Source organism: Rahnella sikkimica, assembly GCF_002951615.1.
Classification (GTDB): Bacteria; Pseudomonadota; Gammaproteobacteria; order Enterobacterales; family Enterobacteriaceae; genus Rahnella; species Rahnella sikkimica.
Genome location: NZ_CP019062.1, coordinates 1,397,449 through 1,413,807, shown reverse-complemented (window position 1 = coordinate 1,413,807; position 16,359 = coordinate 1,397,449). Strand labels below are relative to the sequence as shown.

General features: G+C 56.7%; 10 protein-coding genes. 7 read left to right on the top strand and 3 right to left on the bottom strand.

Features of this window, described 5'->3' with window-relative positions; all coding sequences use genetic code 11:
- From bcsQ to BV494_RS06325, 4 genes are read left to right on the top strand one after another with little or no spacing between them, the layout of a single operon-like run.
- Entirely contained in the window at nt 1–705 is a 705-nt protein-coding gene (gene bcsQ, locus BV494_RS06340; RefSeq protein ID WP_104922092.1) for a cellulose biosynthesis protein BcsQ, read from the top strand.
- Nucleotide 706: 1 nt separating this feature from the next.
- A complete protein-coding gene (gene bcsA / locus BV494_RS06335; protein WP_104922091.1) occupies nt 707–3,322 on the top strand; it encodes a UDP-forming cellulose synthase catalytic subunit in 2,616 nt (871 codons plus the stop codon).
- On the top strand, nt 3,319–5,676 hold the full coding sequence (bcsB, locus tag BV494_RS06330) for a cellulose biosynthesis cyclic di-GMP-binding regulatory protein BcsB (RefSeq protein WP_104922090.1): 2,358 nt from the start codon (nt 3,319–3,321) through the stop codon (nt 5,674–5,676). The genes bcsA and bcsB overlap by 4 nt, the downstream gene beginning before the upstream one ends.
- A gap of 4 nt (nt 5,677–5,680) precedes the next feature.
- A complete protein-coding gene (locus tag BV494_RS06325; RefSeq protein WP_104922089.1) occupies nt 5,681–8,971 on the top strand; it encodes a cellulose biosynthesis protein BcsC in 3,291 nt (1,096 codons plus the stop codon).
- A 904-nt stretch (nt 8,972–9,875) separates the two neighbouring features.
- Here BV494_RS06325 and hutG read toward each other — a convergent pair.
- The 3 genes from hutG to hutC all read right to left on the bottom strand — a co-directional run bounded on the left by hutG (nt 9,876) and on the right by hutC (nt 12,952).
- The gene (hutG, locus tag BV494_RS06320; protein ID WP_104922088.1) at nt 9,876–10,712 is read right to left on the bottom strand and encodes an N-formylglutamate deformylase; all 837 of its coding nucleotides are present in this window, start codon (nt 10,710–10,712) and stop codon (nt 9,876–9,878) included.
- On the bottom strand, nt 10,709–11,971 hold the full coding sequence (gene hutI / locus BV494_RS06315; RefSeq protein ID WP_104922087.1) for an imidazolonepropionase: 1,263 nt from the start codon (nt 11,969–11,971) through the stop codon (nt 10,709–10,711). Before hutI ends, hutG begins: the two co-directional genes overlap by 4 nt.
- A gap of 180 nt (nt 11,972–12,151) precedes the next feature.
- Complete coding sequence (hutC, locus tag BV494_RS06310; RefSeq protein ID WP_104922086.1) at nt 12,152–12,952, bottom strand: histidine utilization transcriptional repressor HutC; 801 nt, start codon at nt 12,950–12,952, stop codon at nt 12,152–12,154.
- A gap of 242 nt (nt 12,953–13,194) precedes the next feature.
- Here hutC and BV494_RS06305 point away from each other — a divergent pair, with 242 nt between their 5' ends.
- The 3 genes from BV494_RS06305 (at nt 13,195) to BV494_RS06295 (ending at nt 16,359) form a co-directional block, all read left to right on the top strand.
- The gene (locus tag BV494_RS06305) at nt 13,195–14,568 is read left to right on the top strand and encodes a formimidoylglutamate deiminase (RefSeq protein WP_104922085.1); all 1,374 of its coding nucleotides are present in this window, start codon (nt 13,195–13,197) and stop codon (nt 14,566–14,568) included.
- Nucleotides 14,565–15,146, top strand: a complete 582-nt coding sequence (locus BV494_RS06300; RefSeq protein ID WP_104922084.1) for a HutD/Ves family protein — start codon at nt 14,565–14,567, stop codon at nt 15,144–15,146. Before BV494_RS06305 ends, BV494_RS06300 begins: the two co-directional genes overlap by 4 nt.
- A gap of 232 nt (nt 15,147–15,378) precedes the next feature.
- On the top strand, nt 15,379–16,359 hold the full coding sequence (locus BV494_RS06295) for an ABC transporter substrate-binding protein (RefSeq protein ID WP_104922083.1): 981 nt from the start codon (nt 15,379–15,381) through the stop codon (nt 16,357–16,359).

The window sequence follows — 16,359 nt, the reverse complement described above, 5'->3', positions numbered from 1 at the left end:
ATGGCTGTCATTGCGTTACAGGGCTTTCGTGGCGGAACGGGAACAACGTCAGTCACCGCAGCACTGGCCTGGGGGCTCGCGCAACTTAATGAAAAGGTTCTGGTGATAGATTTTTCACCGGAAAATTTGTTGCGTCTGCACTTCGGAATGCCTTTCACACAAACGCGTGGCTGGTGTTCTGCTGTTAATGCCGGTGAGCCCTGGCAAAAATCCGCCATGCGCTATCACGCGCATCTGGACTTTTTACCTTACGGTTTTGTGGGCGCTGACAGTGCCGGTGCGCCGGAATTTGACTGGCAAAAAGCCATCACACAGCTCAGGAACAGCGGCGTTTATGACTGGATCCTGATTGATTCTCCCGCCGCCGATCCGCTGCCCGCTCAGGCTATCGCCGACAGCACACTCGTCTTGCTCCACACTGACACGCAATCTCACATCCGTCTTCATCAGCGCGCTTTACCGGCAAATGGTCGTTATCTGGTGAATCAGTTCGTTCCGTCCAGCCAGTTACAGCAAGACATTTTGCTGCTATGGCAGGAAACCTTGCCGACGATGATCCCGGTAATTTTACACCGCGACGAAGCGATGGCGGAATCTCTGGCGGCCAAACAGCCGGTCGGTGAGTGGAAAGCCAACAGTAAAATCAGCCGTGAAATTAACACGCTGGCGAACTGGTTCCTGCTGAATTTGCGCGGGGCCCGATAAAATGAACCGCCTGCTCAACCTGTTTCTGGTGCCACCGGTGGTGTCTGAATTACAAGACCGCTACCGGTTGTATCGCGCTAACCGGGCCTCACGGCTGGCCTCGGGAACAATGGTTTTTTGCCTTGCTTTGTGCTGGCTATTCCTGCGCTTTGAATCGCCTGCCTGGCGAAACCTGCAAGCGCAGCGCAGTCGCTGGTATCCTCAGTTGTCGCTGTCCAAACCCCGTCTGGCCGACCCTTTGCGTTATGTGGTTCAGAGCCTGTGGTTGCTGGTGATTATCCCTTCAAACGGCCTGCGCGAACGCGTGGTTTATGCCCGCTGGCCACAACGTTTACGCGAGAAATTCATTCTGTGGCTCGAATCACTGCCAAAGCAGGTCAAACTGAATCCGCTTGAAATTCGTGTCACACGCCGCATTGGTAAGATGAATCGCCTTGGCAAACGCGTGCTGATCATACTGACCAGCCTTGTGGCGATTACGCTGGCAATGTTCTGTATTTCGCAGCCTTTCGGCTATATCGCTCAGTTTGTTTTCGTGGTGCTGCTCTGGAGCATTGCGATGATCATCCGGCGGATACCGGGCCGTTTCCCCGCGCTGATGCTGATTGTTCTCTCGCTGACCATTTCCTGCCGCTACTTATGGTGGCGTTATACCTCGACGTTAAACTGGGATGATCCGCTTAGCCTGATTTGCGGCTTGCTGCTGCTGGGCGCGGAAACCTATTCCTGGACCGTGCTGGTACTCGGGTATATCCAGACCATCTGGCCGTTAAACCGCAAACCGGTGCCGATGCCTGCGGATGTATCGACGTGGCCGACAGTGGATCTGATGATCCCGACCTATAACGAAGATCTGAGTGTGGTGAAACCGACGCTGTATGCCGCACTCGGGCTGGACTGGCCGCGCGAGAAACTCACTATTTATCTGCTTGATGACGGCAACCGGCAGGAGTTCGCCGATTTTGCCCATGAAATTGGCGTCCGGTATATTGCCCGCGAAACGCATGAACATGCGAAAGCGGGGAACATCAACCACGCGCTGAAATATGCCAAAAGTGAGCTGGTGGCAATTTTTGACTGCGACCACGTACCGACCCGTTCTTTCCTGCAACTGACCGTCGGCTGGTTCTTCAAAGACAAAAAACTCAGCATGTTGCAGACGCCGCATCACTTCTTCTCGCCGGATCCTTTCGAACGCAACCTGGGCCGTATGCGCCGCACGCCAAATGAAGGCGAGCTGTTCTACGGGCTGGTGCAGGACGGGAACGACCTGTGGGATGCCAGTTTCTTCTGCGGTTCGTGTGCGGTTTTACGTCGTGACGTGCTTGATGAAATCGGCGGTATAGCGGTTGAAACCGTCACGGAAGATGCGCACACCTCACTGCGTATGCACCGTCACGGCTACAGCTCGGCGTATATCCGCATTCCGCAGGCCGCCGGTCTGGCAACAGAAAGCCTGTCGGCGCACGTCAGCCAGCGTATCCGCTGGGCGCGCGGGATGGTGCAGATTTTCCGCCTGGATAACCCGCTGTTTGGCAAAGGGCTGAAACTGGCACAACGGTTGTGTTATGCCAACGCCATGATGCACTTTCTGGCCGGTATTCCACGCCTCATATTCCTGACCGCGCCGCTGGCATTTTTGCTGCTGCACGCTTACGTCATTTATGCGCCTGCGCTGGCGATCGCGCTGTACGTGCTGCCGCACATGATCCACGCCAGCCTGACCAACTCGCGGGTGCAGGGCAAATACCGCCATTCCTTCTGGAACGAAATCTACGAAACCGTGCTGGCGTGGTATATCGCCAGGCCGACGACCGTCGCGCTGTTTAATCCGCACGCCGGGACCTTTAACGTCACGGCAAAAGGTGGCCTGAACAAACACGCGTATGTCGACTGGAAAATCAGCCGCCCGTACCAGATTCTGATGCTGCTCAATCTGGCCGGTCTGTTTTTCGGTATTTATCGCGTGATCTATGGCCGCCCGGACGAAATTCTGACCGTACTGGTGAGTATGGCGTGGGTGATTTACAACATGATCATTTTGGGCGGGGCGATTGCGGTGGCATTTGAATCCAAACAGGTGCGTCAGGCTCACCGCGTGGAAGCCAAAATGCCCGCGTCTTTAATGCGCCCGGACGGACACATTTATGTGTGTACCGTGCAGGACTACTCCGACAACGGTGTCGGGCTGGAAACCGAGAGTGCAAGCCAGTTTCAGGCGGGTGACAACGTCACGTTACTGCTTCACCGGGGACAGCAGGAATATACTTTCCCGATGCAAATCAGCCGTGTCTTTGGCAAAAGCATCGGTATGCAGCTTCTGCCTTTAACCACACAACAGCATATCGATTTCATTCAATGTACCTTTGCCCGTGCTGACAGCTGGGTGTTGCGGGAAGACGCTTTCCCGGAAGACAAACCGATGGAAAGCCTGCGCGAAGTGCTGGGGCTGGGGATCCGCGGTTATCTGCGGATGCTGGACATTGCCCCGAAACAATATCGCCCGCTGGCCTCCAGAACACAGGCGTTTGGCTGCTGGTTGCTGTCGTTTGCGCCACGCAATCCTCCGCTGACCGTTCAGCCTGATGAATCCAACCTGATGATGACAAAACAATGAAAAGACTTCCTTTGACGACTTTAATGGCATCCGCATTGATGACATTGGCTTTGGGTTCAGCGGCTCCGGCCTTTAGCGAACAGGCTCCGGCGCGCACAGGCAATGTTCCGGCTCCCGACGTCGCGCAAAATACACCGGCATCGCAAGTCGTATTGCCGATGGTTGCGCCAGCGGTAAATCCGATGATTATTCCGGGTGCGCCGGTACGCAACGTGACGCTGCCGTTTGCCGATGTCGCGCCTACGCCGGGGGCGATTACCCTGCGCGGTATTCAGCCTAACGGGCAAATCGAATTTGGTGTGCGCAGTGACGAAGTGGTGACGCAGTCCACGCTGAATCTGGAGTTCACGCCGTCGCCGTCGCTGATCCCGGTGCAATCGCACCTTAAGGTGTATCTTAACGACCAGCTGATGGGCGTTGAAGTGATTGATAAAGATCAGTTGGGCAAGAAAAATCACTTACAGATGGTCATCGATCCGCGCTACATCACCGACTTCAACCGCATCCGGCTGGAGTTCATTGGCCATTATCAGAACGTCTGTGAAAACCCGGCCAACACCACGCTGTGGCTGGAAATCGGCAAAGGCAGTTCGCTCAGCCTGCAATACCAGAAACTGCCGCTCAGCAACGATCTGGCGCATTTCCCGGTGCCGTTCTTTGATGCGCGTGACAGCCGTCCGCTGGATTTACCGATGGTGTTTGCCGCGTCTCCGGACGCCAGCCAGCAACAGGCGGCTGCCATTCTGGCCTCGTGGTTTGGTGCCAAAGCGCAATGGCGCGGGCAGTCTTTCCCGACGTTGTATAACCAGTTGCCGGACAGTCACGCGGTGGTGTTTGCCACCAACGACAAACGTCCTGATTTCCTAAAAGACATGCCGCCGGTGAAAGGGCCGGTCGTGCAGATGATCAGCCGCGCGGACAATCCTTACGTCAAAATGCTGCTGATCCTGGGGCGTGATGACAACGATCTGCTGACGGCCGTAAAAGGCATTGCGCAGGGCAATATTCTGTTCCGTGGCGAAACCGTGGGCGTGGATAACGTTGATCCTATCCAGCCACGTCAACCTTACGACGCGCCAAACTGGGTGCGGACAGACCGTCCGATGAACTTCGGTGAGCTTAAACAGTACGCGGAACAGTTGCAGTCGGACGGCATTCAGCCGAACCCGATCACCGTGAACATCAATCTGCCGCCAGATCTGTTCCTGATTAACAGCACCGGTATCGATATGCGTTTGAAATATCGCTATACCTCGCCGCAGCTGAAAAACACCTCCCGTCTGAGCATCAGCCTGAATAACCAGTTTGTGCAGGATTTAACCCTGAAAACCGGTCACGACGAAGATTCGCAGCTCCTGCATTTGTCGCTCTTGCAGGGCCTGCTGGATGGCAGCAAAGACCTGAACATACCGGCGCTCAAACTCGGCGCAGTCAACCAGATGCGCTTTGACTTCGATTACACCTCGCTGCTGGCGAGCGGAATTGAAGGGCGCTGTGAGACGTACACCACCGTGCCAAACCACGTCGTGATCGACGACAGTTCCACCATCGATTTCTCCGGTTACCGCCACTTTATGGCGATGCCGGATCTGCGGGCGTTTGCTAATGCCGGTTTCCCGTTCAGCCGCATGGCCGATTTGTCACAGACGCTGGTACTGGTTCAGCCGCAGCCTCAGCCTGTTCAGCTCACCACGTTACTTGACGCGATGGGCAATATCGGTGCCCTGACAGGCTATCCGTCTCTCGGCGTCAGCCTGACGGAAGACGCGGCGAAGGCGAAAACCACCGACGCGGATTTACTGGTGATCGGCAACCTGCCCGAGGGAATGCGCGACGACACTCTGCGTGATGACAAAAAAGCCAACCTGCTGCTGGATGCGGCGCGCGATGCGGTCAATACGCCAATCCGTCAGGCTGCATTACCGGATAATACCGCACCTGCCAGCGATGCGCGCGTCGATACCCGTACGCAGATCAGCGCACAGGGGCCGATAGCGGCCATTGTCGGTTTGCAGTCGCCTTATTATGACCAGCGCAGCGTTGTGGCGCTGATGGCGAATGGGCAGAAAGGCTTTGAAATGCTCAACACCTCAATGCAGGACGCGAAACAACGGGCACAGGTCTTTGGCTCGGTGACCGTGGTGCGCGACTCCGGCGTGAACAGCCTGAAAGTCGGCGATACCTACTATGTCGGCCATCTGCCGTGGTGGGAACGTGTGTGGAATGCGATGGCAAACCATCCGGCACTTCTGGCGCTGATGGCGGTGATTGTGGTGATTCTGGCGGCTATCTTGCTGTGGACCGGCCTGCGTTCTCTGGCGCGTCGTCGCTTGTCTGATGATGACCAGGAATAAGCCTGTGAACGCGCGTCGCAGAGTACCGTTTATTGTCAACCGGCTGGCCCTGACGCTAGGGCTGGCCCTGCTTGCCACGCCGTCGATTTCGGCACCGGTGGTTTCACCCGAACAGTGGTTGCTGGAACAGGTCCGCGTTGGCGAAGCCAGCCATCAGGACGACCTTGTGCGTCAGTCACTGTTTCGTCTGGAATTAATGGATCCGCAAAATCCAAAAGTGTTGTCCGCACGTCTGCGCCTTTCCCTGCGGGAGGGCGATCAGGGTAAAGCGCAGCAGCAACTTGAAAGAATTAAAGAAGTGGCACCCGGTTCTGATGAATACCGACAGGCACAGTTAAGCCTGAAAATCGCTTCACCGGAGATGCAGCAGAAACTTCAGCAGACGCGTTTGCTGGCGATAGCAGGGCGTCTGGATGAAGCTAAAGCGCAGTACGATCAGCTTTTCAATGGTCAGCCGCCGACCTTAGATCTGGCCGTAGAATACTGGCAACTGGTTGCCCGTCTTCCGGGGCAAAAGGCGCGCGCGCAGGCGCAGTTACAGGCGCTGAATAACCAGTATCCGGGCGATGTGCAGTTGCGTTTGCAACTGGCGCAGATGGCCTTTGATGAAGGCGATAATGCCAAAGCGGTCGGGCTGGTGAAACAGATTGCTACCACCAACGAAGGCCGTTCGCCTGCCGCTGATCTCTGGCTGGCGAAAATCAAAGACCAGCCGGTAAGCAATGCCAGCGTTGATGCGCTGCAACAGTTTATTGCGACCTTTGATACCGGCCCGCAGGTGATTGCGGCGCAGCAGGAACTTCAGCGTCAGCAGGCGTTGCTGGCCGATCCTCATTATCAGGCGCGCGTTCGCGGGCTGGCGCAGGTCAGTAAGGGCGGTTCAACGGGCGCAATCGCACCGCTTAAACAGGCGTTACAGGCCAAACCGAATGACGCCGAAGTGCTGGGCGCAATGGGGCTGGCGTATTCCCGCGCCGGTAACCGCCAGCAGGCGCTGAATCTTTTCGAACGGGCCAAAGCCGTGGAAACCGACGGTTATAATTCCGGTAAATGGACCAGCCTTATCCAGACCAACAGCTACTGGCTGAAAATCAGTCAGGGCGATAACGCGCTGAAAGCCAACCAGCTCAGTCAGGCCGAAGCCGCCTACAAACAGGCGCAGCGTATTGACTCGCGCGATCCGTGGGCGCTGATTGGCCTGGGCGATGTGGCCGTAGCACGCAAAAATGACCCGCAGGCGGAGCAGGCTTATCTTCACGCGCTGCGCCTGGAACGTGATAACAGCAGCGCCCAGCGCGGGCTGGTGAATATTTATCAGCGTCAGTCGTCACAAAAAGCGCTTGATTACCTCAATTCATTACCGGCTGCGTCTCAGGCCAAACTGATTGATAAACAACGCGGATTGAGAAGTGACATTGTCACAGCGCAGGCCGAAAAGTATGTCGCTAACCGCCAGTGGAATCAGGCGGCGAACCGTTATGCCGAAGCCCTGAAGCTCAATCCGGATGATGTCTGGACGACTTACCACTACGCCAACGCCCTGCGTGAAGCCGGAGAACCGGCGCAGGCTGACGCTGCTTTCGCGCATCTTGCGGCAAAACGCCCGGCAGATCCTGAACAGGTTTACGCCTATTCGTTGTACCTTTCCGGCTCCGATCGTGACGAAGCGGCTTTGCGCCATCTGCATACGCTGCCGCAAGCGAAGTGGAACGACAACATGCGCGAAATGGCGCAGCGCATTCAGCTCGATAAAACCCTCACCAATATTGATACCGCGTTAGCGGCGGGCCAAAAATCACAGGCGAAACATCTGCTGCAAACGGCCGATCTGAAAGGCATGAGCCTGAATCAGCAGCGCCGCGTCGCGATGGCGTGGCTTGACGTGGGCGAAACCTCACGTGCCGCCGCACTGTTACAGCCGCTGAAAACCGCAGCACGAACTCAACCTGCCGGGCAGGACAAAGCGCTGATTTACCGCAATGCCGCTAATGTCGAACAACAGCTCGGTCAGCCGCAACTGGCGCGTCAGGATTACGAACAGGCGATGATCGCCAGCGGGATCACCGACAAGCAACCGCAGGACAACGACAGTTACACCCGCCTGACCCGCAACAACGCCAGCGATGATTGGTTAAAACGCGGTATCCGCACGGACGCGCATGACCTTTACCGCCAGCAGGATGTGAATTTCACGGTGGACACTGACTCCTGGAGCTCCAGCGGAACGCCGGGTAAATCCGATCTCACGGCCAACACCACTATGTTCCAGGCTGATATGCCGGTTTATCAGGGACGTGGATTCCTGCGCGCCGACTGGGTGCGTATGGACGCGGGAACGTTCGACAACGAAAACGGCAACTACGAGGCCAGTTTCGGGACCTGTAGTGATCAGAATTGCCGGAGCTACCGCAGCCAGACGGCCAACGGCGTCAGCCTTGGCGCGGGCTGGGAAAATGACAAATGGAAAGGGGATCTGGGCACCACGCCGCTGGGCTTCCCGGTCGTTGACTGGGTCGGCGGGCTGGCCTACAGCGGAGACTGGGGCGATATCGGCTGGACAACCACGGTTTCACGCCGTCCCGTTTCAAGCTCACTGCTTTCCTTTGCCGGTGCAAAAGATCCGGGAACCGGCACCACCTGGGGCGGCGTTCGCGCTACCGGTGCCAGCCTCGGCCTGAGCTACGATCAGGGGCTGGCAAACGGCGTTTGGGCAGACGTCAGCGCGCATCAGCTGACGGGTGAAAACGTCGAAGACAACACCCGCGAACGCCTGATGGGCGGCTATTACTACAAAGTCATCAACGAAGACAACCGCCGCGCGACCGTCGGCCTCAGTTCGATGTTGTGGCATTACCAGAAAGATCTCAGCGGCTACACGCTGGGACAGGGCGGTTACTACAGCCCGCAGCAGTATTTCTCATTATCAGTGCCGGTGAATTACCGTCAGCGTACCGAAAACTGGTCATGGCAGCTGGGCGGTTCGGTTTCGTGGTCACGTTCATCGACCAGCGACGAAAAGCGGTATCCGATCCAGAGTCTCATTCCGGATTCTCTGCCGGACAAAGGCGCTATTGAAACCGGCAGCAGCGGTTCCGGGTTTGGTTACACGGTGCAGGCGCTGGTCGAACGCCGCGTCAGTTCCCACTGGACAGTGGGTGCGGGGATCGACATCCAGCAGGCGAAGGATTACACACCGAGTCATTATCTGCTGTACGCGAGATATTCCTTAAGCGGATGGCAGGGGGATTTGGATATGCCGCCGCAGCCGTTAGTCCCGTATGCGGACTTTAAGTAATGCCTGAGCGGGCATTGGGCGCTAAGATCTTGGGTTGCCCCCCAAGCTGGCCTTAGGTCAAGGTCAAAACCTTGGGTTGCCGCCCAAACTGGCCTTAGGTCAAGGTCAAAACCTTGGGTTGCCGCCCAAACTGGCCTGAGGTCAAGTTCAAAACCTTGGGTTGCCGCCCAAACTGGCCTCAAGGAGCGCCTATCGCCACGCCCCTTGAGAATCCCGGGCTCTTAAACTGCGTGCTGCCGCTCGCTGGCTATGTTTCAGCGGCTACCGTTAGTGCCGCAAACGCCGCCGCTGCGCGGTTCTCTCGCCTCGGGTTCGAACCTGCTCGAAAAAAGACTCTCGCTGTTTCTCACTCCTCACTCGACGTCGTTTTGAAAGCGGCCAGAGGCTATATAATTCGGAAGATAGATGCAGGCCGATTGTTGGTTTTCTCCTTCCCCTCTCACGAGGGGAAGGCCGGGATGGGGTGTTGGTTTTAGCGGCTTAGTGGCCTGCTAAACCCCCTCCCGACCTCCCCCTTCGCAGGGGGAGGAGCAAACCAGCCGTTCGTGAAAGCTTGCAGAATTACATAGCTGTTAGCCGCTTTCAGAAAGCTTGCCGAGCGAAGTGTTTCGAGACCTGTGGCTCGAAACCGAGCAAGGGAACCGCGCAGCGGCAAGTTTTCGCGGCAGTAGCTGCGGCTGCTGAAACATAGCCAGCGAGCGATAGCGCTTGTTGAAAAAGCGGGGAGAGATCCAAGAGAGGGAAAGCACTTTCCCCTTTTGGTCGGTTTCGGCACCCGGCGCTGAGTGATAGCTGCAATTGAGAAACCGAAATTTTCTCGGTCCTTTGAAATCGCCTCACTGCAAGTGAAAAACCGAAACTTACACAGTCCTAATCTACCAAACGTCAGCGATAAAAAGCGTGATTAAACAGCGCCCTGTTTATACCTCTCCGATCCCCACGCCAGCATCCCCGCCAGCAACGGCTTCAGCAATGCCTGGAGCTCAGCCGCTTTGTCCTCTGAATAGCTGAACGGCTCAATCTCCTCCATATAATTCACCTGCGCCAGTTCCAGCTGAACAGCATGAATATCGTTTTCTGGCTGGCCGTAAGCCCGCGTGATGTAACCGCCTTTAAAACGGCCGTTCAGAACATGGGTGAAACGCGTCTGCTGCTGGCAGGTTTTTTCGAGGATTTCACTCAGTTCTGGCGCGCAGCTTTCACCGCTGTTGGTGCCGAGATTCAGATCCGGCAACTGGCCGTCGAAAAGACGGGGGATCATAGAGGCAATTGAGTGGGCGTCAAACAGCAGCGCATAGCCGAAGTCCTGTTTCATCCGCGCCAGTTCTGACTGAATTTTCTGGTGATAGGGCTGCCAGATTTCATCGAGATATTGCTGGCGCTGGGCGTCAGTCGGCGTCATTTCCGGTTTAAACGTGGCGCGCCCGTCAAACAACAAATCCGGGTACAAACCGGTGGTGGCCGTGGTGTAGAGCGGTTTATCGTCGGACGGACGGTTCAGGTCAATCACGAAACGTGAATACTGGCCGACCAGAATGCTGGCACCCAGCGCGCGGGCGAAGTCGTACAGCCGTGGAATGTGCCAGTCAGTATCCGAAAGCGGCAGGGCGGCATCACTCAGCCCGCTGGCGACTTCCGGCGTCAGGTGCGTGCCTGCGTGGGGTATGCTGATCAGTATCGGCGAGGTGCCGGGAATGAAATGGTAAGGATCGGCGATGACGTTTGCTGCTGAAAGACTCATGAACGAAATTCTCCCCGGATTTCTCCGCGATAAACGATAGTGCAGGGCAACTGCCCGCCCAGCCAGTAAACCAGTTCCGCCGGTCGCGACAGCGGCCAGTGAATGAAATCAGCGACTTTGCCCGTTTCCAGCGTGCCGTGCGTGTCCTGTAAACCCAGCGCCCGTGCGCCGTGACAGGTGATCCCGGCCAGCGCTTCTTCCGGTGTGAGACGAAACAGCGTGCAACCCATATTGAGCATCAGACGCAACGAAAGCGCCGGGGAGGTTCCCGGATTGGCGTCGCTTGCCAGCGCCATCGGCACGTTGTGCTGGCGGAAATGCGCCACCGGCGGGCATTGCGTTTCGCGCAGCAAATAGTAGGCACCCGGCAGTAAAACAGCGACGGTGCCGGTGGCAGCCATCGCTTTGGCGTCGTCTTCCGTGGCGTATTCCAGATGATCCGCGGAGAGCGCGTGATGTCGTGCCGCCAGCGCGCTGCCGTGCAGCGAAGAAAGCTGTTCCGCGTGCAGTTTGACCGGCAAACCCAGCGCCGCAGCCACAGTAAATACCCGTTCAACCTGATCCGGCGAAAACGCCAGATGTTCACAGAACGCATCCACCGCATCGGCCAGATTTTCGCTGGCGACCACCGGCAGTAACGTGTCACAAATCAGATCAATATACTCATCGGCACGGCCCTTAAATTCAGGCGGCAGGGCGTGCGCGGCAAGGCAGGTGGATTTCACCTCAACCGGCAACATCACGCCCAGTCTGCGGATCACGCGCAGCATTTTCAGCTCGCTTTCCACACTCAGGCCATAGCCGGATTTAATCTCAACGCAGGTAACGCCTTCGGCCAGCAGCGGTTTGAGGCGGAATAACGCCTGTGCCAGCAGTTCATCTTCCGTGGCTTCACGCGTGGCGTTTACGGTCGAGAGAATGCCGCCGCCTGCCGCCGCGATTTCGGCATAACTCACGCCGTTTAAACGCTGTTCAAATTCAGCGCTGCGATCGCCCCCGAACACCAGATGCGTATGGCAGTCGACAAAACCCGGCGTGATGATGCCGCCGTCAAAATCGTGCTGCCGGGCGTAAGAAAAGGCCGGGCAATCCGCCGCGCTACCCGTCCAGACAATCTTGCCGCCGGTGACGGCAATCGCGCCGTTTTCGATCAGGTTGTAATGCCCGTCTTTCATGGTTACCAGCGTGGCACCGCGCCATACGCTGTCACAGTGAGAGGGCGGTTCGGAAGACAAACAGGGGGAAAGTGCTACCGGCATGACAGGCTCCAGGCTGAATTCATCTTGTATAGACAACTAAAGTCAACCTAACGCATAACCGCTGAACCGGCAAGGCAGCCAGCGATAGTTTTTTCTTATTACGAGACGTCTTCCAAAATTTAAACGAAACGATAGCGGCCCGGAACGGCCGCGATTAGGGTATGGCGGAATGAAAAGGCATCAGCCGTGGCTGGTGAAACGCCCGAACAGCTGGTAGCGGGAACCCGGATAAATCAGGCGCGCAGAGGTCACCACGCGGCTGCCGCTCCAGGTACGGCGATGAATTAAGAGGCAGGGCTCATGCTCACTGAGTTGCAAAAGTTCGCGCTGTTCGTCGCTGGCACTCACCGCTTCAACGCGGTGTTCACCGGCGGTCAGGGGCGCGATTTCCATCAGATAGATGTACGGCGTTTGCTTATTGAGTACTTGCTGAAGGTAATCCGGCGCAGTTTCCGGGTTAACAAAACGGTCTTCAATCTGCACCGGCACATTGTTTTCGTAATGCACAATCTGCGAGTAAAACAGCATCGCGCCCGGCGCAATACCAAGCTGAAGCGCCTGTTCGGCGTCAGCCAGACGGGCTTCACAGACCAGAATCTTGCTGTCGTGGCGGTGCCCGCGCTGGGCAATTTCATCGGCGATATTATGCACTTCGAGCATCGGCGTGTAGGCCTTGGCTTCGGCGACGAACGTCCCGACGCCCTGCATGCGAATCAGAAAACCTTCGCTGGTCAGTTCGCGCAGCGCACGGTTGATGGTCATGCGGCTGACGCCCAGCTCGTTGACCAGCTCACTTTCAGAAGGGACGCGCTGATGCGGTTTCCAGACACCGGCGCGGATCTGTCCGATGATTGCCTGCTTCACGCGCTGATAAATCGGCGCGGGCGTGTCGCTCATGGCCGCAGCCAGTTCGGACAATGTCTGCTGAGACACTCCCTGTTGCGCTGCACTTTGCGAAGAAAGTGGTGTGGGCTCCGACATGTCTCTGACCTCTCAAAAAAATACACAGGTATTTGGAAAGTTTCTCCGAACGCTCATCAGTTTCCACTCGTGGCAAGTAACGGAAAGGGCGTGACGGAAAACTAAATTTTTAAAAAAAGGATTGTTGCAAGTTTACAGCGCAATCAGGCATATGTATATGTATAGACAAGTCGCTTAAAAGTTTTGCAATTGTTTCTATAAAATTGCGTTTATGTTTCTCTTTGCTGATCAGGAACGCTGTCATGCCTGCTTATTTTGCTTCACGCGCCTTACTTGCCAACGGCTGGGCGCACAATGTGCGTCTGGACGTTGATGTCGCCGGAATACTGAGCGCCGTGACGCCCGGTGGTGATCCGCAAGGCTGTATCCGCCTTTCCGGCCCGGTCGTGCCGGGTATGCCCAACCTGCACTCTCACGCTTTTCAGCGGGTGATGGCGGGGCTGGCGGAAGTCGCCGGTGATCCGCAGGACAGCTTCTGGACATGGCGCGACCTGATGTATCGCATGGTACAGCGCCTGACGCCGGAACAGGTTGGCGTTATCGCCCGTCAGTTGTACATCGAAATGCTTAAAGGTGGCTATACGCAGGTCGCCGAATTCCACTATCTCCACAACGATATCAGCGGAAATCCTTATGCCAGTCGCGGAGAAATGGCCGCACACCTGAGCCATGCAGCCGCGCAAACCGGTATCGGCCTGACCCTGCTGCCGGTGCTTTATACCTACGCCGGATTCGGCGCTCAGCCCGCGCAGGCCGGGCAAAAACGGTTTATTCAGGATGCCGACGGTTACCTGCAACAGCAGGACATTATCCGTGCGCAGATTAAAAACCAGCCGCTGCAAAATCAGGGGTTGTGCTTCCATTCGCTGCGCGCCGTTTCGCTCGAACAAATGCAGCAGGTATTGGCGGCGGGTGACAAACAGTCGCCGGTGCATATCCATATCGCCGAACAGCAAAAAGAAGTGAACGATTGTCTGGGCTGGAGCGGGCAGCGCCCGATCGCCTGGTTGTATGACAATATCGACATCGATGTCCGCTGGTGCCTGATCCACGCCACACACGCCGACCGGTTTGAACTGGCAAGCATGGCGAACAGCGGGGTGGTGGCCGGTCTTTGTCCGACCACAGAGGCCAACCTCGGTGACGGCATCTTCCACGGTGTGGATTATCTCGCGCAATCTGGCCGCTGGGGAATTGGCTCCGACAGCCACGTTTCCCTCAACGTGGTGGAAGAACTTCGCTGGTTTGAATACGGCCAGCGCCTGCGTGACCAGCGCCGCAACCGTCTGACCACGGCCTCGCAAAATTCCGTCGGCGATGTGCTCTATACGCAGGCGTTACAGGGCGGCGCGCAGGCGTGCGGTGCGGCAATCGGGCAGTTATCCGCGGGTTATCGCGCCGACTGGCTGGTGCTCGACGGGCAGGATCCTTATCTGTCAGCCGCCAGAGACAGCGAGTTGCTTAACCGCTGGCTGTTTGCCGGAAATGCCGGGCAAATCCGTGATGTGTTCGTTGGCGGCGTTGCGCGCATCACCGGCGGGCAACATGAACAGCAACAGGAAGCGGCAGAAGATTTCCTGCACCTGCTGAATCAGCTGGCAGAGGATGTCGTATGACGAACTGGCAGCATTTCTCCTTCGACAGCTTACCGGTCAGCCCGTGGCGAAACGGCGGCGGCGAAACCCGTGAAATCCTCAGCTGGCCGCCGGGTAAAACCGATTTCGACTGGCGCGCCAGTATCGCCACCATCGCACAGGACGGCCCGTTTTCCGCATTTCCCGGCATTGACCGCTCCATCACGTTGCTGAGCGGCGGGGGTGTTCATCTGCTTGCTGAACCGGAAATTGATCATCATCTCAGCGAGGCAGGCAAACCTTTCGCATTCAGCGGAGACATCGCGCTGAATGCAACTCTGACGGGCGGAACAACCACAGATTTCAATATCATGACCCGCCGCAACGGGTGTTCTGCGCAGGTGATTTCCACCGCTAAAAGCCTCTGTGTTTCTCTTAACGATGGCGGCGTGCTGTATGCCATTCGAGGAACATGGCAATGGCCGGATGGTTGCCAGTTTGGTGGCGGAGAAGGGTTCTTCCACGCCGCTCTTGCTGATGCGAACCACGACGGGGAAAGCGTAGAAATCACGGCGATTTCGGACAACGGCCTTCTGCTCTGGGCAAAAATCACGCGTTAATCGTGCGCTAAAAAAGAGCGTGCGGCGCACCGAATTGATTCATCCGCTGCAGGGCCACCGGGCAGTGTGAGACAGAAAACGACGTAAATCGGCCTCTGCCGGAACTGGCACAAAGCTTGCTTGACTACAGTCGACTGACTTGTATAGACAAGAATATACAGTAGCGCAATTTGCCTGAGGTTTTTCACCGCTTCAGGCGTTCCCCCGACAGGTACTTTGGCAGGAGTGGCAGATGAGCAACATGATTTCCAGGGCTGTACTGAAACGTTCGTTGTCTTTGTTAGGGCTGGCTGTAGCGATGGGCAGCGTGACTGTCAGCGCGGCACAGGCGGCAGATACACCGGTAGCGATTGGTATCTCAGGGTGGACAGGTTTTGCACCGCTCACGCTGGCGGACAAAGCCGGGATCTTCAAAAAGAACGGCCTTGAAGTCACGCTGAAAATGGTGCCGCAGCAGTCCCGTCATCTGGCGATTGCTTCCGGTTCATTGCAGTGCGCGGCGACCACGGTGGAAACCTATTTAACCTGGAACGCCAGCGGCGTGCCGATTAAACAAATTGTGCAGCTCGATAAATCCTACGGTGCGGACGGTATCGCCGTGCGCAGCGGTATCAACAAAATTACCGACCTGAAAGGCAAAACCATCAGCGTCGATGCGCCGGGCACCTCTTCTTACTTCCTGCTGGCGTGGATCCTCGATAAAAACGGCATGACGATGAAAGACGTCAAACTCGCGACGCTGGGGCCGGACGCCGCGGCACATGCGTTCATCGCCGGTCAGAACGATGCGGCAGTCTCTTACGAACCGTATCTCTCGAATATCCGGCAGAGCCCGGACAAAGGCAAAATCCTCGCCACGACGCTCGATTATCCGATGGTGATGGATACGCTGGGTTGCACACCGGCATGGCTGGATAAAAACCCGAAAGCCGCGCAGGCGCTGGTGAACAGCTACTTTGAAGCGCTGGATATGATCAAGAAAGACCCTGAAAAATCCAACGAAATCATGGGCGCTGCGGTGAAAGAAACCGGCAAACAGTTTGCGGAAGAATCCAGTTATCTGCGCTGGCAGGATCGCGATGCCAACAAGAAATTCTTCAGCGGTGAAATCGTCACCTTCACCAACGAAGCGGCGCGCCTGCTGACTGAGATGAAAATCCTGCGCAAAACGCCGGACATCAACACCTTATATGACGCGAAGTACGTGAAATAG